This is a genomic window from Chryseobacterium tructae (assembly GCF_030409875.1).
Taxonomy (GTDB): Bacteria; Bacteroidota; Bacteroidia; order Flavobacteriales; family Weeksellaceae; genus Chryseobacterium; species Chryseobacterium tructae.
Window position 1 is genome coordinate 68,883 of the sequence record NZ_JAUFQR010000001.1, and the last position, 26,084, is coordinate 94,966.

The 26,084-nt window shown below is 37.1% G+C and carries 17 protein-coding genes, 2 pseudogenes and 1 riboswitch; of the genes and pseudogenes, 15 read left to right on the top strand and 4 right to left on the bottom strand.

What is annotated here, in order from left to right; translation table 11 throughout:
- Window positions 1–52: 52 nt before the first annotated feature.
- Window positions 53–1,446: pseudogene (gene fumC, locus QWZ06_RS00355) on the bottom strand (class II fumarate hydratase).
- A gap of 201 nt (window positions 1,447–1,647) precedes the next feature.
- Between fumC and QWZ06_RS00360 the strand changes: the two are divergent.
- A pseudogene (locus QWZ06_RS00360) lies at window positions 1,648–3,254 on the top strand (fumarate hydratase).
- A gap of 170 nt (window positions 3,255–3,424) precedes the next feature.
- Window positions 3,425–3,709: a hypothetical protein gene (locus QWZ06_RS00365; RefSeq protein WP_181575077.1), complete on the top strand. Its 285-nt coding sequence runs from the start codon at window positions 3,425–3,427 to the stop codon at window positions 3,707–3,709.
- Between the two features lie 94 nt (window positions 3,710–3,803).
- Here the strand turns inward: QWZ06_RS00365 and QWZ06_RS27665 are convergent, their stop codons facing one another.
- Window positions 3,804–3,992, bottom strand: a complete 189-nt coding sequence (locus QWZ06_RS27665; protein ID WP_353959998.1) for a helix-turn-helix domain-containing protein — start codon at window positions 3,990–3,992, stop codon at window positions 3,804–3,806.
- Window positions 3,911–4,675, bottom strand: a complete 765-nt coding sequence (locus tag QWZ06_RS00370; RefSeq protein ID WP_290295178.1) for a helix-turn-helix transcriptional regulator — start codon at window positions 4,673–4,675, stop codon at window positions 3,911–3,913. Before QWZ06_RS00370 ends, QWZ06_RS27665 begins: the two co-directional genes overlap by 82 nt.
- Before the next feature lie 144 nt (window positions 4,676–4,819).
- Between QWZ06_RS00370 and QWZ06_RS00375 the strand changes: the two genes are divergently transcribed.
- From QWZ06_RS00375 to scpA, 11 genes are all read left to right on the top strand, one after another.
- Window positions 4,820–5,401, top strand: coding sequence for a hypothetical protein (locus QWZ06_RS00375; protein ID WP_290295179.1), 582 nt, complete (start codon window positions 4,820–4,822; stop codon window positions 5,399–5,401).
- Window positions 5,402–5,409: 8 nt separating this feature from the next.
- Window positions 5,410–5,844, top strand: coding sequence for a T9SS type A sorting domain-containing protein (locus QWZ06_RS00380; RefSeq protein WP_290295180.1), 435 nt, complete (start codon window positions 5,410–5,412; stop codon window positions 5,842–5,844).
- Between the two features lie 188 nt (window positions 5,845–6,032).
- Window positions 6,033–8,867, top strand: a complete 2,835-nt coding sequence (locus QWZ06_RS00385; protein WP_290295181.1) for an alpha-amylase family glycosyl hydrolase — start codon at window positions 6,033–6,035, stop codon at window positions 8,865–8,867.
- 92 nt (window positions 8,868–8,959) lie between these two features.
- Window positions 8,960–9,065, top strand: a riboswitch (SAM riboswitch).
- A gap of 95 nt (window positions 9,066–9,160) precedes the next feature.
- Window positions 9,161–11,605: a TonB-dependent receptor plug domain-containing protein gene (locus tag QWZ06_RS00390; RefSeq protein ID WP_290295182.1), complete on the top strand. Its 2,445-nt coding sequence runs from the start codon at window positions 9,161–9,163 to the stop codon at window positions 11,603–11,605.
- Window positions 11,606–11,612: 7 nt separating this feature from the next.
- Window positions 11,613–12,911, top strand: a complete 1,299-nt coding sequence (locus QWZ06_RS00395; protein WP_290295183.1) for an APC family permease — start codon at window positions 11,613–11,615, stop codon at window positions 12,909–12,911.
- A 148-nt stretch (window positions 12,912–13,059) separates the two neighbouring features.
- Window positions 13,060–14,145, top strand: coding sequence for a peptide chain release factor 1 (gene prfA, locus QWZ06_RS00400; protein ID WP_290295184.1), 1,086 nt, complete (start codon window positions 13,060–13,062; stop codon window positions 14,143–14,145).
- 83 nt (window positions 14,146–14,228) lie between these two features.
- Window positions 14,229–14,894, top strand: a complete 666-nt coding sequence (locus QWZ06_RS00405; protein WP_290295185.1) for a hypothetical protein — start codon at window positions 14,229–14,231, stop codon at window positions 14,892–14,894.
- 106 nt (window positions 14,895–15,000) lie between these two features.
- Window positions 15,001–17,103, top strand: a complete 2,103-nt coding sequence (locus QWZ06_RS00410) for a prolyl oligopeptidase family serine peptidase (protein WP_378169695.1) — start codon at window positions 15,001–15,003, stop codon at window positions 17,101–17,103.
- Between the two features lie 137 nt (window positions 17,104–17,240).
- Window positions 17,241–19,928 carry a reprolysin-like metallopeptidase gene (locus tag QWZ06_RS00415; protein WP_290295186.1) on the top strand — a complete coding sequence of 896 codons (2,688 nt, stop codon included), beginning with the start codon at window positions 17,241–17,243 and terminating at the stop codon, window positions 19,926–19,928.
- Window positions 19,929–19,936: 8 nt separating this feature from the next.
- A complete protein-coding gene (locus tag QWZ06_RS00420; RefSeq protein WP_290295187.1) occupies window positions 19,937–20,296 on the top strand; it encodes a T9SS type A sorting domain-containing protein in 360 nt (119 codons plus the stop codon).
- A gap of 137 nt (window positions 20,297–20,433) precedes the next feature.
- A complete protein-coding gene (gene scpA, locus QWZ06_RS00425; protein ID WP_290295188.1) occupies window positions 20,434–22,563 on the top strand; it encodes a methylmalonyl-CoA mutase in 2,130 nt (709 codons plus the stop codon).
- Between the two features lie 55 nt (window positions 22,564–22,618).
- On the opposite strand, the gene QWZ06_RS00430 is transcribed toward scpA, so the two are convergent.
- Complete coding sequence (locus QWZ06_RS00430) at window positions 22,619–23,461, bottom strand: hypothetical protein (RefSeq protein WP_290295189.1); 843 nt, start codon at window positions 23,459–23,461, stop codon at window positions 22,619–22,621.
- Between the two features lie 436 nt (window positions 23,462–23,897).
- Between QWZ06_RS00430 and QWZ06_RS00435 the strand changes: the two genes are divergently transcribed.
- Together QWZ06_RS00435 and QWZ06_RS00440 are read left to right on the top strand one after the other, a co-directional pair.
- The gene (locus QWZ06_RS00435) at window positions 23,898–24,647 is read left to right on the top strand and encodes a hypothetical protein (protein ID WP_290295190.1); all 750 of its coding nucleotides are present in this window, start codon (window positions 23,898–23,900) and stop codon (window positions 24,645–24,647) included.
- A gap of 11 nt (window positions 24,648–24,658) precedes the next feature.
- Window positions 24,659–26,050: an RtcB family protein gene (locus tag QWZ06_RS00440; protein ID WP_290295191.1), complete on the top strand. Its 1,392-nt coding sequence runs from the start codon at window positions 24,659–24,661 to the stop codon at window positions 26,048–26,050.
- Window positions 26,051–26,084 lie beyond the last annotated feature (34 nt).

Below are 26,084 nucleotides of genomic sequence, written 5' to 3' on the forward strand. Positions count from 1 at the left end.
AAAAGCCTCAGAACAATTCCGAGGCTTTTTGCATTTATCTATGTTTCTAAAATTATTTCAGGCTACCAACCATATCTTCAGGCTTTACCCATTCGTCAAATTGTTCTGCAGTTAATAAACCAAGATTAACAGCTTCCTCTTTTAACGTTGTTCCATTTTTATGAGCTGTTTTGGCAATTTTTGCTGCATTTTCATATCCGATATGAGTATTTAAAGCAGTTACGAGCATTAAAGATTTATCTACAAGCTCTTTGATTCGCTCGTGATTCGGTTCAATACCTACAGCACAATGGTCATTGAATGAAATACATGCATCCGCGATAAGCTGTGCAGATTGCAGGAAGTTATACGCCATTACCGGTTTGAAACGTTCAGTTCATAATTACCCTGAGTTCCTGCAAATGAAATGGTAGTGTCATTTCCTAGAACCTGAGCACAAACCATTGTCATCGCTTCATTTTGAGTAGGATTTACCTTTCCGGGCATGATAGAAGATCCGGGTTCATTTTCTGGAATATGAATTTCCCCGATTCCGGAACGAGGGCCGGAAGCCAGTAATCTTATATCCTGAGCAATTTTGTATAGTGAAACAGCAAGTTGCTTTAATGCGCCATGGCTTTCAACAATGGCATCGTGTGCAGCCAGTGCTTCAAATTTATTTTCAGCCGTGATCAATGGATGATTGGTAAATTTCGCAATATATTCAGCTACCTTTACATCATAACCTACCGGAGTATTCAGCCCTGTTCCTACTGCTGTTCCTCCTAAAGCCAGTTCAGAAAGGTGAGGTAAAGTGTTTTTTAAAGCTCTTAATCCAAATTCCAGTTGGGCAACATAGCCTGAGAATTCCTGTCCTAGTGTAAGTGGTGTAGCATCCATCAGGTGAGTTCTTCCGATTTTTACTACATCCTTGAATGCATTGGCTTTTTCAGCAAGGGTATTTTTTAATTTTTCAACAGCAGGAATGGTTACTTCCACTACTTTTTTATAGGCTGCAATATGCATGGCAGTAGGGTAAGTATCGTTGGATGATTGTGATTTATTCACGTCATCATTCGGGTGAATTTCAGATTTTTCGCCCAGAGTTCCACCGTTATTAACGTGTGCACGGTTGGATACTACTTCATTGACATTCATGTTCGATTGGGTTCCGGAACCGGTCTGCCAGATGACCAAAGGGAATTGATCATTGAGTTTCCCTTCAAGAATTTCATCACAAACTTTTGCGATCATATCTCTTTTTTCAGAGGAAAGAACTCCTAAATCAGCATTGGTATAGGCTGCAGCCTTCTTTAAATACGCAAAAGCCTCAATGATTTCGTGGGGCATAGATCCTTCAGGGCCGATTTTGAAATTATTTCTGGAACGTTCTGTTTGTGCACCCCAAAGTTTATCTGCAGGTACCTGCACTTCTCCCATGGTGTCTTTTTCTATTCTGTAATTCATTGTCGTTGAAATTTTATAGTCTATTTTTTATTCTGAACCCTACATTTTTGTCTTTTGAGGATTCATTATTTGGTTAGTATAAAGTTACTTATAAACTCAGAAACACGCAATTTATAATCATTATAAATATCAATTTTAATGACTGATTTTACTCATCTTTTTTTAATGGAAGCCGTATTTTTGTACAAACAAAAAAATTGAATGGAATTTAGATATCAGGATCCGTATCCAATTCAGAAAGATGATACGGTGTACAAAAAGCTTACATCAGATTATGTAAAGATGGAAAAACTGGGCGACAGAGAAATTTTAACAGTTGACCCAAAGGGATTGGAATTACTGGCTGAAGAGGCTATGGCAGATGTTCTTTCATGTTGCGTTCTTCCCACCTGGAAAGCCTTAAGAGAATCATTGATGATCCTGAAGCTACCGATAATGACAGATTCGTTGCTTATAACTTGTTACAAAATGCTGCTGTAGCGGTTGAAGGAGCTCTTCCTTCTTGCCAGGATACAGGAACTGCAATCGTAATGGGTAAAAAAGGAGAAAACGTATACACAGGAGTGGATGACGGGGAATTCTTAAGCCGTGGGATCTTCAATACCTATCAAAAAAGAAATTTAAGATATTCTCAGGTAGTCCCTTTGACTATGTTTGATGAGAAAAACTCAGGATCTAACCTTCCGGCACAGATTGATATCTATGCTAAAAAAGGCGATTACTATGAATTCTTATTCTTAACAAAAGGAGGAGGTTCAGCAAACAAAACATTCCTTTATCAAAAGACAAAATCATTACTGAACGAAAAATCTCTTGAAGAATTCGTCAAAGAAAGGATTTCAGATCTTGGTACAGCGGCTTGCCCGCCTTATCACTTAGCATTAGTAATCGGAGGAACCTCGGCAGAAGCAAACCTTGCTGCCGTAAAAAAAGCTTCTGCAAAATATTATGACAATCTTCCAACAGAGGGAAATGAAGCTGGTCAGGCATTCAGAGATCTTGAATGGGAAGCTAAAGTTCAGAAAATCTGCCAGGAAAGTGCGATTGGAGCACAGTTTGGTGGAAAATATCTTACTCACGATGTAAGAGTGATCAGACTTCCAAGACACGCCGCTTCTTGTCCGGTAGGAATGGGAGTATCTTGTTCAGCAGATAGAAATATCAAAGGAAAAATTACAAGAGATGGTATCTTCCTTGAGCAATTGGAGCAGAATCCGAAAAGATTCTTACCTGCTACACCACCACATCTTGAAGAAGCTGTTGAGGTTAATTTGAATAAGCCAATGCCTGAAATCCTGGCTGAGCTTTCAAAATATCCGATCAAAACAAGGCTAAAACTAAACGGAACACTGATTGTAGCAAGAGATATTGCTCACGCTAAGATCAAAGAAATTATCGATAGTGGAAAACCAATGCCGGAATATTTCAAAAACCACCCAATTTATTATGCAGGGCCAGCAAAGACACCAGAAGGAATGGCTTCAGGAAGTTTCGGGCCTACTACTGCAGGAAGAATGGATGTTTATGTGGATGAATTCCAGAGTCATGGTGGAAGTATGATTATGCTTGCAAAAGGAAACAGAAGTAAAGATGTAGCCAATGCTTGTAATAAATATGGTGGTTTCTACCTTGGATCTATCGGTGGACCAGCTGCTATTCTTGCAAAGGATAATATTGTATCCGTAGATGTAGTAGACTTCCCGGAATTAGGAATGGAAGCCGTAAGAAAGATCGAGGTGAAAGACTTCCCAGCATTCATCATTACTGATGATAAAGGAAATGATTTCTTCGCAGATCTAGCTCATTAATCAGACTAAAAGACTTTAAATAGAGAGATGGATAATGATTGCTAAAATCTCAAATCTCCTGTCTAACAGTCTCAAAATCTATATAGAATTAAAATAAATTAAAAAATAGAGCCTGTATCTTTTGTGTAAAAAAGAAAAAAGCTTTATTTTTGCCTAAAATCTTTAAGAGAATGATAACTATTTTATCAGCATTTTGGCCGTTTTACCAGTTCCTTTGGACTGTATTTTTCATTACTATGTTCTTAGTAGGATTCTGGTGTATTTTTATGTTCTTCGGATTAGTTATCCCAATGTGGCTAACTGAAGGTTTGAAAGAGTACTTCGGAAAAGTGAAGCCTTTCGATCCTGAAGATATCAGAAGAAAGCTTATTACTGAGCAGGAAGGTGTAGAAACAATCTACAGCCAGCCTAAAGGAAACGGACCTTTCCTTCACGATCACGGACATCATCATTAATTGATTGTCATTGCTTTTTCACCTGAATTCTGAAAAAGTAATATCAAAGCAAAACAACATATATAAGCCGCTTAATTTTTTTTAAGCGGTTTTTCTATTTATTATTTCTCAGATGTTCCGGGGGTACTCCAAACTTTTTCTTAAATGCCCGGGTAAAATTCTGAAGATATTCATAGCCGCATTCAATAGCGATTTCTTTGATCATGATGTCTTTATCCGTAATGAGTTTCTGGCTCTCAGCATTCTTAATTCTGAAATGTAGTGCGTAATTGTAGTATGATATTCAGCTTTAAACTCTTTTCTGATGAGGTTTTGGTTATAACCCATCAATTTTCCTATTTCCTCAGCTTTTATATTTCGATGATAATTTTCATCAATAAATTTTTTAATTATTGCGGGTGTTTTTGATGTTTGCTCCAAATTATTTTTGTCATTAAACTGTTCAAAGATGAGAATAAGCAACTTAATGATTTTTGCTTCCATAAAAAGTTTCTGCATTACTCCCTTTTTAGGATAGGTTAACATCTCTTTTATAATAATATGCATTTCTACAGTCATGTTGGGTGGGGTGGCCTTTTGGAGAAAAATAAAATGATTATGGATCATATTTTTCAAAATTTCCGTCCCCTCTCGGTCGGATTCCGGATTAATAAGGTTCGAAATGTATTGATAGTTAAGCTGAATATGAAGGTATTTCAGGCTTTCATCAGTATCAGTCCATAGTAGAGCTCTGCTTTTCTGAGGAGAATAATGAAGAATATACTGGTTCTTATTAAATAAAAATGAAGTGTTGCAGTCATCAGCCTTTAAATGAATATCTGAGCTTAATAAAAAAAGAAGATTAAAACTTGAAAGGCTTTCAAAAAGATAGGATCCTGAAACCTTTTCTGAATCAGATCCATCTTGCATCATAATTTCAATATTCTCTGATTTGAAGATCATCTTAATTTTCTGTTGATTCCCCATACAACACATTTTTACGATCATAATACGGTTTAAAGCACTTTTAACAGGATAACTAAAAGTTGGAAAATGATAACCCAGAATTAATTACGTAAAGTACTTTTGCGCAAAATTAAATTAAATTTAGAATAAATAAAAATAATATTAATGGTTGGAGATTTATATTTTGCAGTACGAAACCTTGGATTAGGGCTATTGCTGATGGTGGGAGGTACATTGAATGCGCAGCAAAGCTGTTCTAATGCGACCCCGGGGAGTACTACTGGAGATTTGGGATGTGTTAGTTTTACTTATCGAGGGCAGTCGGTTATTTATACTACAGTAAGAGCAGCAGATGGAAATGTCTGGTTGCAGCAAAATCTTGGAAGTGAAAGAGTGGCCGGATCCTCGGATGATGAAAAATCTTATGGAGATTTGTTTCAATGGGGAAGATGGGACGATGGGCATCAATTGAGAAATTCTGCCACAGTATCTTCACCTACCAATAATACTCCGGATGGACTGCAGGGAGCTGGAGCTTTTATCACAGGTTCTCCAGAATGGTGGAATTCTAACGGTGCAGAAGATAAATGGATAGGAACTGGGTTGGCAGATATTACAGAAACAGTAGGAGTAGATCCTTGTAAGGCAATTGGTTCAGGCTGGAGGCTTCCTTCTCAGACAGATTGGGGAAATGTTGTTCAGGCAGAGAATATTATTTCTTCTGTAAAGCTTATGGTGGGAATTTAAAGTTGCCAATGGGAGGTTATCGTGGGTCAGATGGAGGCTTTACGTTTGTAGGAAAAAGAGGATATTTCTGGAGTTCTACGCCTACTGGAATCGGAGGGAAGTATTTGTATATCGGAGGGGTAGTGAATGCCGCTGCTGGAGCACCACGAGGTCAGGGCGCATCAGTGAGATGTATTAAAGCTGACTTCGAGCTTGGGGTCTCAGATGCTTATTTGAAAAAACACACAGTTGATGTATATCCAAATCCCGTCAAAGGAGTTCTTTCGGTTAAAAGTGAATCTGAAATTAAAGAAATAAAGATTATAAACACGATAGGACAAAGTGTAGTTGCTTCATTATCAAATAATAATATTGATATGAATAGACTGCCCAAAGGGATCTATATGATAGAGTTAAAATTAAAAAACGGAGAGTCAGTTGTAAAGAAAATTATGAAAGATTAAATTTTTTAACATTTGAATCAATATATCTGATTGATTTCCGTTACATACGATATAGTTCATTACAATTACTTTTATTGAAAGGCTCATGGAATTTTTTCATGAGCCTTTTTTGTTATTTATTGAATCAAAATAAAATAAAATCAACACGGTAAAGAGAAATTAATATTATATTCGATAAAAATAAAGACATGAAAAAGTTTTATTCTGTTGTTTTGATGTTCATTACAATGGTGGTTTTTGGGCAGATCAACTATACGATTTCTCCTCAGCCATTTAATGAAACAGATGCCATTACGTTAACGATTCCCGGAAATCAGATTGATGAATCGGCTTGGGGAGTCACCAATAATTCAATTTATATCTGGTCATGGTCTTTTGATACCAACTATCAGAATAGCCAGGATTGTCCTACCAACGGAAGCTGGACCAATTCCAATGACTTAAATAAACTTAGTTATAACCCCGGAACAGACAGTTATTCGTTAGTATTAACGCCAACGGCTTTCTTCGGAAGAATGGGAATCGGAAGATTTGGGTTTTTAATAAAAGATAAAACAGGCGCACATCAGACTTCACCGGATATTTTTGTCAATGTAGGCGTCTTAAACTTAAACTTAACTAATCCTGCTTCGAATAGTCTTACAACAGTTCCAACAGGAAATTCCATCAATATTACAGCAAGCACAAATGTTAACGCTACTTTTCAGCTTAAAGCTAATGGAATAGTAGTAAACTCTGTTTCTACACCTTCCCAGTCTTATTCCTATAATTATACGGTTTCACAGGATGCCAATATGGAATTGATTGCAACAGAAGGAGGAAGCACCAAAAGTTCAACATTTATGCTGCAGGTTCCCCGAAATGTAATTTCTGAAACCATTCCGAATTGGATCAGACAGGGAATAAATTATAATCCAACAGATCAAACTAAAGTGGGGCTTGCTCTGTATGCTCCTCATAAAAATTTTGTTCATGTAATTGGAAGTTTCAATAATTGGATAGTGAATGATACTTACCTGATGAAAAGAGATACCACCAATCCTGATCTTTACTGGATCGAATTGAACGGCTTGACTCCACAACAACTGTATACATTTCAATACAGAACAAATGATATGAAAAAAGTGGCCGATCCTTACTCGCCTCAGATTCTATCTTCTTATGATGATCCATGGATCTCGGCGGCTACTTATCCTAATCTTCCTGCATTTCCTGCGGGGCAAAGCTTTGAAGTTTCAACATTCAAAACAGGGCAAGTGCCTTATAGTTGGCAAGTAAGCAATTTTCAAAGGCCAGCTAAGGAAGATCTTGTAGTATATGAGTTGCTGTTAAGAGATTTTACACAGGAAAAAAACTGGCAGTCTTTGATTAATAAAATTACCTATCTAAAGAACCTAAAGATCAATGCCATTGAATTATTGCCTATCATGGAGTTTGATGGTAATCTTTCGTGGGGATACAATACATCTTTTCATTATGCCTTAGATAAAGCATATGGAACTCCTGAAAAATTCAAAGAATTTGTTGATCTCTGCCATCAGAACGGAATCGCAGTTATTCTGGATGTAGCCTTTAATCATGCGACCGGACGTTCTCCTTTAGTGAGACTTTGGAATATAGATCCAGATGGAGATGGTTACGGTGATGTGGCTCCAGATAATCCTTACTTCAATCAGGTTCCTAAGCATTCCTATAATGTGTTCAACGATTTTAACCATACAAGTCCTTCAACGCAATATTACGTTGAAAGGTGTCTTCAGCAGTGGCTGACAGAATATCATATTGACGGATTCCGTTGGGATTTGACGAAAGGGTTCACTCAGAACTGTTCTGAAAATGATGAAAACTGTACCAATGCCTATCAGCAGGACAGAGTGAATATTATGAAGAACTATGCAGACAGACAATGGGCATTTGATCCGAATTCGTATATGATATTTGAACATCTGGGAACCGATGCTGAAGAACAAGAATGGGCTAATTATAGAGTGGCAGAAGGGAAAGGAGTGATGCTATGGAACAAACAGACTGAGCCTTATAATCAAAATACGATGGGCTATAGTGAAAATAGCAACTACGATCGTATGAATCATAGTCTTCATGGTTTTACCAATAGGCATGCTATAGGATATGGTGAAAGCCATGATGAAGAAAGGTTGATGTTTAAAAATCTTGCCTATGGAGCAGTTAACGGTAATTATAGCGTTAAAAACCTGAATACAGCTTTAGAAAGAATGAAAACTTTTGGAGCTACCTTCTTTACCATTCCTGGGCCGAAAATGATCTGGCAGTTTGGAGAGTTGGGTTATGAATTCAGTATCAACAGATGTGCAGATGGAAGCATAAACAACGGATGCAGAACAGATGAAAAACCTATAGCTTTCACATTAGGATATGATACTGATGTGAATAGAAAGGCTGTTTATGATACTTGGGCCAAAATTATTGATATCAGAAATACAAATCCGGTATTTAAATCCAAGACCTATAGTATAGAATCAAATAATCTTGCGAATGATCCTAATGGATTGATTACAAGGATTTATGTATATGACAGCACTATCAATGGCATGAAAAATGTGGTAGTTCTTGCTAATTATTCCACCTCTGTACAAAATGTTGTGCCTTATTTCCCTTATGTCGGGCAATGGAAAAACCTGATGGATGATACCATTTCAAATTTTAGCTCTACTACAGCTCCTATTACTTTGCAGCCAGGAGAATTCAGGATCTTTGGTAACTATGCCGGAGCTCTGTCAACCTCTGATGTAAATGCTGTTAACAAATTATCTCTTCAGATTGCCGATAATCCGATAAAAAATGGTTCTGTACAATTAATTTTTAACAAAGCTAAAAATGGAGAAATTACCATCTTCGACATCAGTGGTAAAAAACTGGATACATTCAAGCTGGATAAAGAGAATGGTATTTTTGAACGAAAGATCAATTATCCACCGGGAACTTATCTGGTTCATCTGAAATCAGAAACCGGAATGGCGGTTCAAAAGATGATCGTAAAATAAATACAAAGGGCAAATCAATAGATTTGCCCTTTTTTTCTTAAGGGGAATGAGTGTTTTTTGCAGATTTGAAAAATTAGTCTACCTTTGCACTAGATTTATCAAGAAAGGTGGAGGGATTTGGCCCAATGAAACCTTAGCAACCTACATGATTCCAGAAATGTAAAGGTGCTAATTCCAACCCGAAAGGGGAGATAAGTGAAGTCAATATTTCTTATATGAATTCCATTTTCTTGAAGTCTTGTATTGCTGCAGAATAACCTGCGGAAGAATATTATTAATTGGCAAGAACAAAGATGAAAAAATTAAGCACAGCAGTATTACTGCTAGGGACAATTTTGGTTGCTGCCCAGGAGCAGGAAGAAAAAGGAAAACAAATCGAAGACATTATCATCGTCGGAAACCGTAACGTCAAAAGAACAAAACTGGAGACCCCAGTTCCTGTAGATGTAATTAATATTGATAAAGTTCAGAGGTCATCTCCACAAATGACGGCTCAGGATCTCCTTAATTATGTGATTCCTTCATTTAATTCAGTAAGACAATCTGCTTCTGATGGGACAGAACATATTGATCCTGTAACATTACGAGGAATGGGACCAGATCAGGTGCTGGTATTGCTTAACGGGAAAAGAAGGCATACAACCTCACTGGTAAATTATCAGAATACCGTCGGGAATGGATCTGTAGGAACAGATTTAAGTACGATTCCTGTTATTGCCATTGAAAAGATTGAAGTGTTAAGAGATGGTGCAGCAGCTCAATATGGTTCAGATGCCATTGCCGGCGTCATTAATATTATTCTAAAAAAGAATGCAGGTGCTTCAGCAAGTTTAACCTATGGATTAAGTGGAAGAAATGATGGTGATACCTATCAGGCAGGAGTAAATTACGGAACTTCTTTAGGGAAAAGTGACGGATTTATCAATCTTTCATTGCAATTAAGCCACAGAGGAAAAACAACGAGAACCCAAAATCATGATCTTGATATTTTTGGAAATAACTTTGCTTATGAATTTGCAGATAATCCTGCTGTTGCAAGACAAAATGATGATGATGAGCTTAGGAAAAGAGGATTGACAAGAGACGATTTTAATTTCCAGATCGGAGATGCTCAGATCAGACAGGGACAATTGTTTTTCAATTCAGAATATCCCCTGAATGATAACTTTAAATTCTATTCCTTTGGAGGGTTCAGTATTAAGGAAGGGAAAGGATATGGCTTCAGAAGACTTCCCAATGAGGGTTTTAATATTGTTAAAGAAATATATCCTAATGGTTTTCAGGCAATCCTGAATTCTCAGATTTATGATATCTCTTACGCTGTTGGGGCAAAATATAATGTCAATGACTGGCTGGTGGATCTGAGTAATACCTTTGGAAGCAATACCTTCAATTATAACGTAAGCAATACCAATAATGCTTCTTTGGGGATAAAGTCACCCACCCGTTTTTATGCTGGGGCACATAGTTTTTTGCAGAATACGGTGAATCTTGATGTTTCAAAAAAGATAAAGAACTTCAATGTTGCGTTCGGGGGAGAATTCAGATTTGAACAATATCAGATTAAAGCAGGAGATCAGGCATCTTATACCCAATATGATGTAAATGGAAATGTTGCCACAAAAGATTCTAAAGTGATCGGTGCAGGAGGTTCACAATCCTTTATTGGTTTTTCACCGGATAATGCTTTGAAAAAAGACAGGCACTCAACAGCTGTTTATGTTGATGTTTCTTATGATCTGGCTAAAAAATTGAATATTGATGCTGCTGCCAGATTTGAAAACTATTCAGATTTTGGAAGTACCCTTAACGGAAAATTGGCAGTGAGATATGAGTTTGTGAAAAATTATGCAGTAAGAGCAGCCGTAGGAACAGGATTCAGGGCACCATCGCTTCAGCAGCAGTATTTTAATAACTCTTTTGCGGATATTTCTACTTCAGGGGAGGGAATTGTAAGGAAAGGAATTTTTAATAATGACAGTCAGGCCGCACAGGTTCTCGGATTTGATAAATTAAAACAGGAAACATCCGTTAATGGAAGTGCTGGATTCACCTTACAGCCTGCTAAAGGACTTTTTATTACTGTTGATGGATATATTATTAAAGTTAAAGACAGAATTGTTATTACCAGCAACATCACAGATGCCAGACTATCTGATGTTTCAGTGGTTGGAGAAGGAAATGCAGTGCAGAGCGGTAGATTCTTTGCCAACGCCATTGATACTGAAACAAAAGGAGTAGATGTAGTAGTTTCCTATGATTGGAAGCTGGCTGGCGGAAACTTGAATGTCAATCTGGCTGGAAATTATACCGAAACTAAAATCACAAATTTTCACTTTCCGGAAAACCTGGGAACTCCTCAGAATGAATTCTTTGGCCCCGATCAGATCAATATTATTGAAACTTTATCACCTAAAACAAAAGCTTCATTGGGACTAACTTATGGAATAGGGAAATTCAATTTTCTCGTGAGAAATACCTATTTTGGCCAAGTGATAAGAGATGGGTATCCTTTTGGAGAAGTCCAGAAATTTTCACCAAAAGTAATAACAGACATTAGTGTAGGGTATGATATTACAAAAAACATCAATTTTACGGTAGGAGCCAACAATGTATTGGATGTTTTCCCGGATCTTCAGATTTATAAGAATTCATATTATGGAGTATTCAAGTATGCGCCGGTTCAGATGGGTACATTGGGAAGCTATTTCTTTGGAAGGCTTAATTTTAATTTTTAATAAATAAATGAGTACTGCTTCACATCAGATTGGCTGGAAAACAGCCGCAGCCATTGTCGTTTCCAATATGATAGGAACAGGAATCTTCACAACCCTTGGATTCCAGCTATCCGATATCACCAATACTTACAGTATTTTCCTTTTATGGATCATTGGTGGAATTCTTGCCTTGTTCGGAGCCTTTTGCTATGCCGAATTAGGTTCCCATTTTAAAGGAAATGGGGGGGATTTTATCTATCTTAAAGAAACATATCATCCTTTATTCGGATACCTTATAAGTTGGATTTCTCTGATTATCGGATTTTCCTCACCCGTGGCGCTAGCAGCTTTGGCTATGTCAAAATATCTTTCTGTATTTGATTATTCTTTTGGAAATGGCTTTGCAATTGCCGCTATATTTTTAGTCGCTATTACCTTGTCATTCAGTTTAAAGACTTCAAGCCGGTTCCATAATTTTTTTACGTTCATCAAGATTGCCTTTATTATTGTTCTGGTGATTCTGGGAGTAGGATTATCAAACTCACCACAAATTGGGAATAGCCTGAACTTCAGTGACAGCTGGCAGAATGAGATAATGCTTCCTGCCTTTGCTACCTCACTGGTTTTCGTTACCTATTCCTACACCGGATGGAATTCAGCCTCCTATATTGCCGGAGAAATAAAAGATGTTCAGAAGAGTCTTCCTAAATCACTGATTATAGGAACTGTTTTTGTGACCGTAAGTTATATTCTGGTCAACTACATTATGCTGAAACATGCTCCGGTAAGTCAATTGGCAGGGAAAGAGGATGTAATGGGTGAGGCAGCTGTGAATATGCTTGGACTTTCCTTTGGGAAAATTGTAAATATTTTTATTGCATTACAACTGGTGGCAACAATCAGTGGATATTTATGGGTAGGATCAAGATTAACCCAGGCTTTTGCAAAAGAAACCCGTATCTGGAAACCTCTTTCCGTAGGGAACAAAAAAGGAATTCCGGTAAGAGCCATCTTTGCTCATGCAATTATTGCAACGATCATTATTTTGACCGGAAGTTTCAAGGAAATTTTTGTTTACACTGCATTTATCCTTCAACTATTTGCCAGTTTAGCGATTTCAACAGTGTATTTCCTTAAAAAGAAAGATCGAAAAATATTTAAATCCAATGCCTTCTATATTTTCCCCACTGTTTTCTTATTATTCAGTGCTTATATTCTGTACTTTACCTTTATTCATAACCCTAAAGAAAGTTTAATCGGATTAGGAATTATTGCTGTAGGGCTCATTTTATATTGGATTGACAGAAGCCTTTCGAAAGAAGGTTAAAAAGTATATTGAAAACATAAAAAAGCGGATCGGCCAATTTGTAAATACATCTTTTTATCATTTTATTCCCTTGATCCCTAATGCTCAAAAATTTATACTTTAATTTTGAATTTATAATCCTTATCTTTGCACCCACAAAAATTCGACAATGTCTAAATCATTAATTCCAAAATTAGAAGCTATAAAACAAAGATATAATGAGGTTGCAGACCTTATTATACAGCCTGATGTCATTTCAGACCAAAAAAGATATTCTTCTTTGAACAAAGAATATAGTGATTTGGGAAAAATTGTAAGAGTTTACGATCAGTATAAAGGTGCTTTAGACAGCATCGAGGAATCTGACGAAATTATTGCGGATGGCTCAGATAGAGATCTTGTAGATCTTGCAAAAGAAGAGAAACTGGAAGCGCAGTCCAAAATTCCTGGATTAGAAGAAGAGCTTAAGGTGCTATTGATTCCTAAAGATCCTGCCGATGACAAAAACGTTATCGTTGAATTACGTGCCGGAACAGGAGGTGATGAAGCTGCTATCTTTGTAGAAGACGTGTACAGAATGTATACCATGTATTTCAAAACAAAAGGATGGAGACATGAAGTAACAGATTCTAACGAAGCTGCCAAAGGATACAAGGAATTGATCATGAAAGTGGAGGGAGAAGGAGTATATGGAATCATGAAATTCGAATCCGGAGTGCACCGTGTACAACGTGTACCGGAAACAGAATCTCAAGGTAGAGTTCACACATCTGCCATTACAATAGCTGTTTTACCGGAAGCGGAAGAAGTAGACTTTGAACTGAACCCTGCCGATATTGAAATGCAGACATCGCGTTCAGGAGGTGCCGGAGGTCAGAACGTAAACAAGGTTGAGACGAAAGTACAATTGACTCACAAACCTTCAGGGTTGGTAGTCGTTTGTCAACAGGCTCGTTCTCAGCTGGCAAACCGTGAATTGGCAATGGAAATGCTAAGAACTAAGCTATACGATATCGAACTTCAAAAAGTACAAGGAGATATTGCAGCACAACGTAAATCTATGGTTTCCACAGGTGACCGTTCTGCAAAAATTAAAACGTACAACTATCCACAAGGAAGAGTAACAGATCACAGAATCAACAAATCAATGTATAATCTGGATGCTTACATGAATGGAGATATTTCTGAAATGATTGATGCCGTAATTATGGCTGAGAATGCAGAAAAAATGAAGGGAGAAGAAGAAAACTACTAAGAGTTTCAAAAAAATATAATAAAGCCTCTGATTTTTTCAGAGGCTTTTCTTTTCAACATACAATGAATTCAAATTATTAAACTATGAAAAACTACAAAATTATTTTTTTACTGTTACTCACGATGATGGGGCAGCAGCTTACAGCACAGACAGAAGTAAAGAAACCAAAAGAAGTATTTGAACTCTTCTTCGGATCTTTTTTGAATAATGATGAAGCTACCCGTCTTAAGCTGAATTATTATCTGAGACCTACTGTTGAAGGGAAAGATGCTTTTGACATCAACTTTAAGGAAAATGCAGACGCAATGGTAAAATCAAGTGCAGAAGGTTTTCTTTCCGTATTTCCTAAAGCGGCTGCTTCAGCTTGTCAAAAAGAAGCAGAAGATTATTTCAAAGTTTTATTTACTAATTTCAGGAATGCTAAGCTTACCATTAAGAGTATTAACGTTGTTCAGAATGAATATATAGAAGACCAGAAAATTGCTGAGGTGAAGTATACAGTAAGCTTTAAAGTGCCGGCTACTCCAACGCCGGAACCTAATGTAGAGCCTAAAAAAGTAAAAGCTGATGATCTGAAAAAATATATACTTCAAATGACTCAGAATCTTAGCAATGCTGATAAAACAATCACTACAGACCAGGAGTTTAGTCTATATGAGCTGAAGGAAGGCGATAAAATCTACTACTGGAACGGAAGTCCGGATCAAATTGTAACCAATCTTACCGATTTCTATTTTGATAGCTTATAATCAGTGATGGGTTGACTAATAGCTCATTAAATAATTAAAAGTCTCAGAAAATTGAGACTTTTTTTATTTCACATACTTTATGTATTTTTGATAAAAACTGTTCAGTATGAATTTTAAACCTATGTTATTAACGGCTGGAGTTCTGTTTTCAGCATCTTTTTACTCTCAAACAATGAATTATCCAAAAGCATTAAAGGGTGCTCAAACCGATACTTATTTTGGAACCGCAGTTTCAGATCCGTACAGAGATCTTGAAAATGATTCTGATGCCACTAAAAAATGGGTAGATGAAGAAGTTGCGTATAGCCAGAATTACCTTTCAAAAATTCCTTTCAGAGATAAAATCAAAAGCCAATTGAAAGACATCTGGAATTATGAGAAAATTTCAGCCCCTTTCAAAGAAGGAGATTATACCTATTATTCAAAGAATGATGGATTACAGGCACAATCTGTTTTGTACAGAACCAATAATAAGACCAAGACTACAGAAGTATTTTTAGATCCGAATAAATTTTCAGAAAAAGGAACTACCTCGTTATCTAACCTTTCTTTCAACAAAAAAGGAAATCTTGCAGCGTATTCTATTTCAGAAGGCGGAAGCGACTGGAATAAGATCATTATTATTGATGCTGTTACCAAAAAACAGATTGATGAAACCTTAGTCGATGTAAAATTCAGTGGAATTGCATGGCAGAATGATGAAGGATTCTATTACTCAAGCTATGATAAACCGAAAGAAGGAACAGTGCTTTCCGGAATGACAGATAAGCATAAAGTGTATTTTCATAAGTTGGGAACTAAACAATCTGAGGATAAGCTGATCTTCGGTGGAGAAAAGACTCCAAGAAGATATCTGGGAGCAAGTGTTTCGGATGATCAAAGATACTTGATTATCTCAGCAGCCAATGCAACCAACGGAAATGAGTTGTTTATAAAAGATTTGAAAAAAGGAGGTGACTTTGTACAAATCAATAAAGGATTTGATATCAATGCACACATTGTAGATACTCAAGGTGATGAGCTTTTCATTTCTACAGATAAAGATGCACCAAATATGCGTCTTGTAAAAACAACAATCAGCAACCCAGCTCCGGAAACATGGAAAGATGTAATTCCGCAAACGGAAAATGTATTGGGAATCTCTTCAGGTGGCGGATATTTCTTTGCAACTTATATGGTAGATGCTATAGACCAGGTAAAACAATACGATAAAGCCGGAAAACTGATCAGAGAGATTGCACTTCCTGGAAAAGGAAATATTTCAGGTTTTGGAGGAAAAGAAAAAGAGAAAGATATTTATTATTCTTTCAGCAATTATATTACTCCGGGAACTACTTACAAGTATAATGTAGATTCTGGGAAATCTGAAGTGTATCAAAAGCCAAAAGTGAAATTCAATCCGGATGATTATGTTTCTGAGCAAGTATTCTATACTTCTAAAGATGGAACAAAAGTACCGATGATGATCAATTATAAGAAAGGTACTAAGCTTGATGGTAAAAACCCAACTATTTTATATTCTTATGGTGGATTCAATATCAGTTTACAGCCGTCTTTCTCAGTAGTGAACGCGATCTGGATGGAAAATGGAGGTATCTATGCTGTACCAAACATCCGTGGTGGTGGTGAATATGGTAAAAAATGGCATGATGCCGGAACAAAAATGCAGAAAAGAAATGTTTTTGAAGACTTTATTGCTGCAGGAGAATATTTGCAAAGTAAAGGCTATACTTCAAAAGAATATATGGCGCTTTCAGGAAGATCGAACGGAGGTTTATTGGTAGGAGCAACGATGACTTTACGTCCTGACTTGGCAAGAGTAGCCTTCCCAGGAGTTGGCGTATTGGATATGTTAAGATATAACAAGTTTACAGCAGGTGCAGGTTGGGCTTATGACTACGGAACAGCAGAAGACAACAAAGAAATGTTTGAATATTTGAAATCTTATTCACCTGTACACAACGTAAAAGCAAAAACATGTTATCCATCTACCATGATTATCACGAGTGATCATGATGACAGGGTAGTTCCTGCTCACTCCTTCAAGTTTGGTGCAGAGCTTCAGGAAAAACAAGCTTGTAAGAATCCTATTTTGTTAAGAATTGAGAAGAATGCAGGCCATGGCGCTGGAAGATCAACAGATCAGGTGATTGGTGAAAATGCAGATCTGATATCATTTGCTTTGTATGAGATGGGAATAAAGAAATAGTGCTTAAAAAGTAAAATATTTAAGAAACGGCTAATTTTATTAAAAGTTAGTCGTTTTTTTGTGTTTAGTTATGTTTATAATTCTTATTTTTATCGCGGATATTTAAAGTTTATTAATTCTAGATTAATTAAGTAATTATGAAAAAAAGAATTTTACTAGTTTGTGCATTGGCAGCAGGGCTGTCTAGCTTTAATGCACAGAGGTGGACGCCAGCCTCACAAAAGACGTCTGAAATCAGAAAAGAAGTAGAGGTTCAGTATTCTTATAGAATAGATTTACAATCCCTTAGGAATACTTTAAAAGGAGCTGTAGAAACAGGAAAAGGAGCTCAGGCAGTCATTGTTTCTCTACCTACAGCAGAAGGAAAAATTGAACAATTTGCTGTATATAGTGATCCTGTAATGGAGAAATCTTTAGCAGATAAATATCAGTTAGGTTCTTATGTTGGAGTAGGCGTGGACGATCCAGGTAAATACTTAAGATTCAGTACTTCTCCTACAGAAATACAATCCATGATTATTAAAGATGGAAAATTCCAGTTTATAGAGCCTATTACTAAGGATAAGCAAGTATATGGAGTTTTCTATAAAACAAACAGAACGGAAGGAGAACACGGGTTTGATTGTTCTACAGACGAAAAAAACCTGAAAGATATAAAAGGGTTAGAGGCGAACGGAAAAAAAAATCTTTCTAATGTAGGGATTACAAGCAGACCTTCAAGCACAAAATTCAGAACTTATAGATTAGCTATTTCAGTTACAGGAGAATATACACAATATTTTATGAATCTGGCGGGTGTACCAGCTACAGCTACAGATGATGAGAAGAGAGCTCCTGCACTTGTAGCAATCAATAACACGATGAGCCGTGTAAATGGAGTATTCCAAAAAGATTTTGGAATCAAATTGCTTGTTCAGAATTTTCCAAGTGTTATTTATACTGATCCAACTGCTGATCCATATTCTGCTGCTGATGCAGGATCTGCTGGCGCATGGAATCTGGAACTTCAACAAGCATTGACAGCACAGGTAACCAATGCGAATTACGACATTGGTCATTTATTTGGTGCTGCAGGAGGTGGAGGTAACGCTGGATGTATAGGATGTATATGTGTTGATCCTACTACAGCGACTCCAAAAGGGAAAGGATCAGGATTTACTTCTCCATATAGCGCAATCCCAAGTGGGGATTCATTTGATATCGATTATGTTGCTCACGAAATGGGACACCAATTAGGAGGAAATCATACCTTCTCCAATGTGTCTGAAGGAAGTGGAGCTAACGTAGAACCGGGTGGAGGAACTACCATTATGGCCTATGCCGGAATTACAAGTGATAATGTTCAATCGGCTTCTGATGCTTATTTCCATTATAAGTCTATTGATCAGATTTTAACCAACTTGGAAGGAAAGCCTGAAACATGTGGTACTTCAACTCAGATTACAACCAATACCCCACCTGTAATAGCTGCACCAACAGCTTATACAGTCCCTTTAGGAACAGCATACTATCTTGAGACATCTGCTACAGATGCAGAAGGAGATGCCCTTAATTATACATGGGAACAAAATGATAGCGTAACAAACCTGGCATCAATCTCCGGGGATAGCGGATGGGGATATAACCCTCAAGGTGCTTTAACAAGATCCCGTTTCGGAACAGCTAGTGGAAGAAGGTACTTCCCAAGTTTCCCATTAGTTATGAACGGAATTTTAACGAATAGAACAGATCCCGCAAATCCTGTAAACACGAATTGGGAAACGGTATCTTATATTCCTAGAACTCTACGTTATGCAATAACTGTAAGAGATCAGAATGCTCAGAATCCAATGTTGTCTTCTACAGAGGTGAATACAGTTATCGGAGCTGATGGACCATTTAAATTTAACGGTCTTACAACATCTTCAGTTTTGTATAAAAATGCAAATAACGTTATCCAATGGGAAGTTGCGAATACAAATAATGCGCCCTATAACTCACCAAACGTAAAAATAGATTATACTGCTGATAATGGTGCTACATGGACGGATCTTATTGCTTCTACTCCTAACACAGGAAGCTATACTGCTCAGATGCCAACTACGATTACTACGCCAATCAAGTTAAGAATATCTTCTATTGGAAATGTATTCTATGCTGTTTCACCTGCAATTACTGTTGCTGATGCACCTACTTCTACTACAGCTGCTCCAGTTGGAGTTTCAACAATAGGAACAGAGATATTCAAAACTACAGCAAGAGTGTCTTGGAATAGTGTACCTGGTAGCACTTACTCTATCAATTATAGAAAAGTAGGAGCTTCAAACTGGTTAAATGCAACAAGCCCAACAAACTCAGTGCAGTTAACAGCACTTGAAGATGAGACTAACTACGAAGTACAAGTGGCTGCTGTGGTAAACTCTGTTGCTGGAGCATTCTCTAATACATATGCATTCAAAACAAAAGGCTTGACAACAGGTGTTGACTATTGTATTGTCAATAGCGGAACATCTTATGTAGGAGCCATCAGAAGAGTAACAGTATCTAACATTCTTTATGATGATAGCTCATTAAGATCATACAAAGATTTATCTCAAGATCCGACTAAAATTATAAACCTTGTTCAAGGTAGCCCATATGACCTGACTCCTGTAGTTAGACAATCATATAGTAATGGATCTGTTCCTCTTAATCTTTCTGTATGGATTGACTATAATAGAAACGGAACATTTGAAGCATCAGAAAGAGTAATTTCTGTTGGCGGAACGTTCCTAATGGAAGTGTTACTTTTGGACCACAGAACTTTATTGTTCCTACTACTACTTACTTTGGGGATAAGTTGTTAAGAATGAGGGTGATCTCTAAGTATAATACAGCAGCATTAACCAATCCATGTGGAACTATTACATCTGGTGGTGGTGGTGTTATGGACTTCTCTGTAAAAATTACAGGAACGTTAGGAACAGACGAAGTAAGAGGTACAAAAGCATCTTCAGAAGTTTCTCTTTATCCAAACCCTGCAGATACTTTCGTAGAAGTTAAAAACCTTACAGGTAAAGCAGATTACAAAATCTACTCTGCTGACGGAAGATTAATTCAGGAAGGTCAGATTGACGGACAGAGAATTAATGTTGCTTCATTAATCAAAGGAATGTATGTTGTTACAATCAAAGATGATAAAAACACTTACAATACAAAACTTATTAAAAAATAATAAGACCAGATAATTTGCAAAAAGGCCGGGCATTTGCCCGGCCTTTTCTTTAGGTAACGTTCATAAAAACTGATTGTTAACAGAAGTTTCGTGTTTCGTTCAAAAAAATTAACTTTACGGAGACAAAAATTATTGGAATGCGAAAAACAATTTCTGTGAAAAAGCCTGATTTTAATGTATTACCTCTGGAAAGAGAAGTTTACAACTTTGAAAAAGACGGACTGGAACTTAAATCATCCTATGAAAAAAAGGATGTAAAAGATGAAACATTAACACAGACTTCTCCGGGAATTGAACCTTACCTGAGAGGCCCGTATTCCACCATGTATGTTCAAAAACCATGGACGATCCGTCAGTATGCCGGGTTCTCCACAGCGGAAGAATCCAATGCCTTTTACAGAAGAAATCTTGCTGCAGGACAAAAAGGTCTTTCCGTAGCCTTTGACCTTGCTACACACAGAGGATATGATTCTGACCACGCAAGAGTAGTAGGAGACGTAGGAAAAGCTGGTGTTGCCATCGATTCAGTGGAAGATATGAAGATATTGTTTAATGAAATTCCATTAGATCAGATCTCTGTTTCTATGACCATGAATGGTGCTGTACTTCCAATTCTGTCTTTCTATATCGTAGCAGCAGAAGAACAAGGTGTAAAACAGGAGCTGCTTTCAGGAACGATTCAAAACGATATTCTGAAAGAGTTTATGGTAAGAAATACCTATATCTACCCACCCGCTCCATCCATGAAGATCATTGCCGATATTTTTGAATATACTTCACAGAACATTCCGAAATTTAACTCTATTTCTATTTCAGGATATCATATGCAGGAAGCAGGAGCCACCCCGGTATTGGAGATGGCTTACACCCTGGCAGACGGTCTGGAATATGTAAGAACAGGAATTAAAGCAGGAATGAATGTAGATGATTTCGCCCCTCGTTTATCATTTTTCTGGGCGATTGGTATGAATCACTTCATGGAAATTGCTAAAATGCGTGCTGCAAGATATATCTGGACTCATCTTTTAAAACAGTTTAACCCTCAGAATCCAAAATCTTTAGCTTTAAGAACCCACTCTCAAACCTCAGGGTGGTCATTAACGGAACAAGAACCTTTTAATAATATTACAAGAACTGCTATTGAAGCATTGTCTTCAGCGTTAGGAGGAACACAATCACTCCATACCAATGCATTGGATGAAGCCATTGCTCTTCCTACTGACTATTCAGCCAAAATTGCAAGAAATACACAGATCATTCTTCAGCAGGAAAGCGGAATATGCGATGTCGTAGATCCAATGGGAGGAAGTAACCTTGTAGAAAGCCTTACTCAGCAGATGATTGAAGAGGCGATGAGGTATATTGATGAAGTAGAGCAGGAAGGAGGAATGACGAAAGCAATTGAAGCAGGTATTCCAAAAATGAGAATTGAAGAAGCTGCTGCTAAAAAGCAAGCCAAGATCGATAGTGGTGAGGAATTTATTATTGGAGTAAACTCATTTAAATCCTCATTAAAACAAGATGGAATCGAGATTCTGGATATTGATAATACAGAAGTTCGCAGAAAGCAAATAGAACGATTAAATACCATCAAAGAAGAGAGAAATGCTGACGCAGTAACAGAAATTCTAAATGAAATCCGAGAAAGTGCAAAAACAGGAAAAGGAAACTTGTTAGCACTGTGTATTGAGGCGGCAAGAAGAAGAGTTACCCTTGGTGAAATGAGTGATGCTATGGAAGAAACCTTCGGAAGATACAAAGCAAACATTAAAACAATATCTGGAGTATACGCTATGAATGCCGGAAAAAACGAATACTTTGAAAAAGCTCTTCATCTGACTCAGAAATTTGAAGAAGAAGAAGGACGCCGCCCAAGAATCATGGTCGCTAAAATGGGACAGGATGGGCACGACAGAGGAGCAAAAGTAGTAGCAACAGCATTTGCTGATATGGGGTTTGATGTAGATGTGGCTCCATTATTCCAAACACCGGAAGAAGTAGCGAAACAAGCCGTAGAAAACGACATTCACATTCTGGGAGTATCTTCATTGGCTGCCGGACATAAAACATTAGTTCCTCAAGTAGTAGGAGAATTGAAAAAGCTGGGAGCAGATGATGTGGCCATAGTAGTAGGTGGAGTAATTCCACAACAGGATTATGAATTCCTTTATGCTAATGGTGCTGACTTCATTTTTGGCCCCGGAACCAACCTTCCAAAATGTGCCGTAGAAATTTTAGAGAGATTATTAGCTCAGTCCGCTGACTAATCCTTCTGTTCAATAATAAACAAGGCTGTTTCAAAATTTGAAACAGCCTTTATTTTTACTTTTTCTGAACAATTTTACCGTCATCCATAATCTGATAATGAGTTTTAGTTATCCTTTGACTATTTCCGTCAATCTTATGATCTGTAGTTACAGTAACTTCACCTGTTTTATTAATGGCATAACTGCTGAATTCCTCCTTCTTATCATCTTTTCCGGGATCAAACCAAATCCCTTCTACATAGGCTTCGCCAACGATGCTGTTATTCAATACGGTAAGCAGATAATAACGGTAATCAAAATCTCCGCAATCCATAGGGACAAGAATCAATTCAATATTTTTATATTTCGTTAAAGGAAAATATCGGAACGTTGGCTCTCCACAGCTGTACTGCTGGGAGCCTTCCAAAGCAAGATCAGTTTCGATAAACTTTACATCTACCTGAGGAAGACTTTCAATAGGTAAGCTATAAATACCTTGCTTTAAAAGAGATTCTACCTGAATGGGTTCGCCTTTGCTTTTTCTCCATTTTTCTAAAGAAATGTATTCTCCGGAGACAGGCTCTAAAATTTCCAAAACAGCACACTGGCTACTGGAAGCATGGAAAATATGATATGTTTCAAAACGATCTGGCCCATTATAACCTACGGAAATAGAATAATCCCAGCCGTTATTTACTTTTGTGCTGTCTACAAGAAAACCGATTTTACCCTTTCCTTGGGTTTGTGAATCCAGAAACTTTGCCTGATCTTTTATTTCCTCCAAATCAAGAATTTTTTCCATGAAATTCGTAGAGAAACAGCCTTTTTCTGATACTTTTATTACCTCCTTTTTTACAGGTTCTTCTTTCTTGCATCCTATAAAAAGCATTGGAAGTAAGGTCAATAAAACTTTATACATAAAACTCTTTTTTCACAAAAATAAGATTTAAATAATTGATGATTAAAAAAATAATTCTATATTTGCACCTGAAAATCAAGTTTAACCAATTAAAAACAACGAAGCAATGTTCAGAACAAATCAGAATTCTACAGTTGGATTGCCCCTTATGGTGGTAAGGCTTCGCGGTTTGGTACATTCTTAGAATAATAGTACAATACAATATCAAAACCCGAAGTCGTAAAGATTTCGGGTTTTTTATTGCGCAATATTTCAAACTCTAGTTTCCCCGAAATTTTTTTAAGTGTTATTAAGAACAAGATAGCTGAGGTTTATACCTAAAACTATGATTGTTCATCATTATTAATTTATTCAACTAATGTTTTAGTTGATAAAAAGGATAGATTAAGTGCAAATCCTATATTTTGGATGTTGTCTCTGATATCCTGTGTCTTACATGGAAAATGATAATCTTCTGTCTTACCGGCTGAGAAGCCTGCGAAGCAGAAAAAGAACAATAAAAAAAGATGTAGAAAAACAGATAAGAAGAAAGTATCAACGTAGTAATAAACTTTGTGATATCAAAAGAAATATCCCATGGATACCCTTAGAGAAACCTTATCAGAAAGGATTTGTAAGATTCTTCGCCGTTAGGGAAGATGTAATGAGATCCAAAGACGGAGATTTCTTTGAAGGAATTTTGAAGAAGATTAATACCTATATGTATTCCGAAAGCCGCCAGTTTTTGAAAAAAAAGAAAAGATCAGGACGGAGAATATATGTTGCGAGAGCCCAGAAGCTCAAGAATATCTCTTCTTATTCATGGAACGATCCAAAGTTTGGGCTTACTTCAAGAGAAAGAGAGTATTTCCTTAAACAGGAAGAATACTGTTCTTTCCGGAAGACTTATGTGCCTTATTACGAATTCAAGGAACCCTGGAGATTTACTTTGCGTACAAGACCCAATATGATAACCCATTATAAGCCTGTTGACTTTCAATTGGAAAAGGAAATCGCAGAGCTGGGATCCTATTTGGAACAGCATAAAGTTGGGGGAATTGTCCATAAAACAATCTATGGCAGGTCATATTCATGGGATACGAAAACAGAAGATGCTGATCTTATCAAAAGCAGGAAATATAGTACCTGCACAATGTCTGCAACAGAGATTGCAGAAAGTTTTTTGGACGATGTGTCCTTTATTTAAAAACAAAAACAATGGGAAATTTAAAACTAAAAGGAAAAGATATATTAAAACTGGGCTATCCAAACAATCAGAGTGTAAATGTAGCCTTGGAAGTGATGAAGAGAAATTTTGCAACTAAAAATATCCATTATGTAAAATCTCTTTTAAAGGAAATTCTAATTCATCCGGAACAATTCGAAAAAGATTTAACCTTCGGACAAATTGCAGAAACCTTGATTTCTTCCAAAAAAACAGAAAAAAGAATGCTGAATTCACAGCGTGCAGCTTTTGAAATCTTCGGAAATAATATTTCAGAAGAAGCAAAAAACCAGTTGTACACCGCATTAAAGCTTCCCGTTTCTGTACAGGGCGCATTAATGCCCGATGCTCATAGTGGTTATGGCCTTCCGATTGGAGGTGTTTTAGCAGTAGAAAATGCAGTGATTCCTTACGGAGTAGGAATGGACATTGGCTGCAGAATGAGCCTTAGTATTTTGGATACACCCGTTTCATATCTGAACGGCGCAAGAGATAAATATGAAAAAGCTCTTGCCGAACATACGAAATTTGGAATGTATGAGACTCATAAATCTCATGTAGACCATGAAATCTTCGACAGAGATACATTTAACCTAATACCAATTCTGAGAAGACTAAAAGGAAAAGCCATCAAACAGATGGGATCTTCAGGAGGCGGAAACCATTTTGTGGAATTTGGAGAAGTGGAAATCACTGAAGAAGATCCGCAAATAGGGTTGCCAAAAGGGAAATACCTGGGAATCCTTTCACATAGTGGTTCAAGAGGATTGGGAGCTGAAATCGCTCAATATTACTCAAGAGTAGCAGTAGAACAATGTCCGTTGCCTAAAGAAGCTCAGCAATTCGCATGGTTGGATTTAAGTACACACTTAGGGTTGGAGTATTGGACGGCTATGAATCTTGCAGGAGATTATGCATCAGCCTGCCATGATGATATTCACAGAAGATTGGTAAAAGCAGTCGGTGGAAGAGTAAAAGCCCGAATCGAAAATCACCACAACTACGCTTGGAAAGAAATTCATAACGGAAAAGAAGTAATTGTTCACAGAAAAGGAGCAACCCCGGCTAATGAAAATGAATTAGGAATGATTCCGGGATCAATGACTGCCAAAGGGTTTATCGTTCGCGGAAAAGGAAATCCGGAATCTTTGAATTCGGCTTCGCATGGAGCGGGTAGAGCTCATTCAAGAGGAGAATGCAGAAGTCTCTTCACTCAGAATGATATCAAAAAAGAATTGAAGCTTAAAGATGTTACCCTTATGGGAGGAAATACAGAAGAGGCACCAATGGCTTATAAAGATATTCACGAAGTAATGAATGCACAAAGTGAATTGGTAGACATTCTGGGAACATTCCAGCCAAGAATTGTGAGAATGGATAAATAACTAAAATGATCGATTGTGATCGTTGCATTCTCTG

Bases quoted from the DNA above. Each gene is read 5' to 3' on its own strand.
- QWZ06_RS00405 (WP_290295185.1), top strand. From the start codon at position 14,229: ATGAAAAACTACAAAATTATTTTTTTACTGTTACTCACGATGATGGGG.
- QWZ06_RS00385 (WP_290295181.1), top strand. From the start codon at position 6,033: ATGAAAAAGTTTTATTCTGTTGTTTTGATGTTCATTACAATGGTGGTT.
- QWZ06_RS00435 (WP_290295190.1), top strand. From the start codon at position 23,898: ATGGAAAATGATAATCTTCTGTCTTACCGGCTGAGAAGCCTGCGAAGC.
- QWZ06_RS00410 (WP_378169695.1), top strand. From the start codon at position 15,001: ATGAATTTTAAACCTATGTTATTAACGGCTGGAGTTCTGTTTTCAGCA.
- QWZ06_RS00440 (WP_290295191.1), top strand. From the start codon at position 24,659: ATGGGAAATTTAAAACTAAAAGGAAAAGATATATTAAAACTGGGCTAT.
- scpA (WP_290295188.1), top strand. From the start codon at position 20,434: ATGCGAAAAACAATTTCTGTGAAAAAGCCTGATTTTAATGTATTACCT.
- QWZ06_RS00380 (WP_290295180.1), top strand. From the start codon at position 5,410: ATGGGAGGTTATCGTGGGTCAGATGGAGGCTTTACGTTTGTAGGAAAA.
- QWZ06_RS00415 (WP_290295186.1), top strand. From the start codon at position 17,241: ATGAAAAAAAGAATTTTACTAGTTTGTGCATTGGCAGCAGGGCTGTCT.
- prfA (WP_290295184.1), top strand. From the start codon at position 13,060: ATGTCTAAATCATTAATTCCAAAATTAGAAGCTATAAAACAAAGATAT.
- QWZ06_RS00370 (WP_290295178.1), bottom strand. From the start codon at position 4,675: ATGGGGAATCAACAGAAAATTAAGATGATCTTCAAATCAGAGAATATT.
- QWZ06_RS00375 (WP_290295179.1), top strand. From the start codon at position 4,820: ATGGTTGGAGATTTATATTTTGCAGTACGAAACCTTGGATTAGGGCTA.
- QWZ06_RS00365 (WP_181575077.1), top strand. From the start codon at position 3,425: ATGATAACTATTTTATCAGCATTTTGGCCGTTTTACCAGTTCCTTTGG.
- QWZ06_RS00395 (WP_290295183.1), top strand. From the start codon at position 11,613: ATGAGTACTGCTTCACATCAGATTGGCTGGAAAACAGCCGCAGCCATT.
- QWZ06_RS00430 (WP_290295189.1), bottom strand. From the start codon at position 23,461: ATGTATAAAGTTTTATTGACCTTACTTCCAATGCTTTTTATAGGATGC.
- QWZ06_RS00390 (WP_290295182.1), top strand. From the start codon at position 9,161: ATGAAAAAATTAAGCACAGCAGTATTACTGCTAGGGACAATTTTGGTT.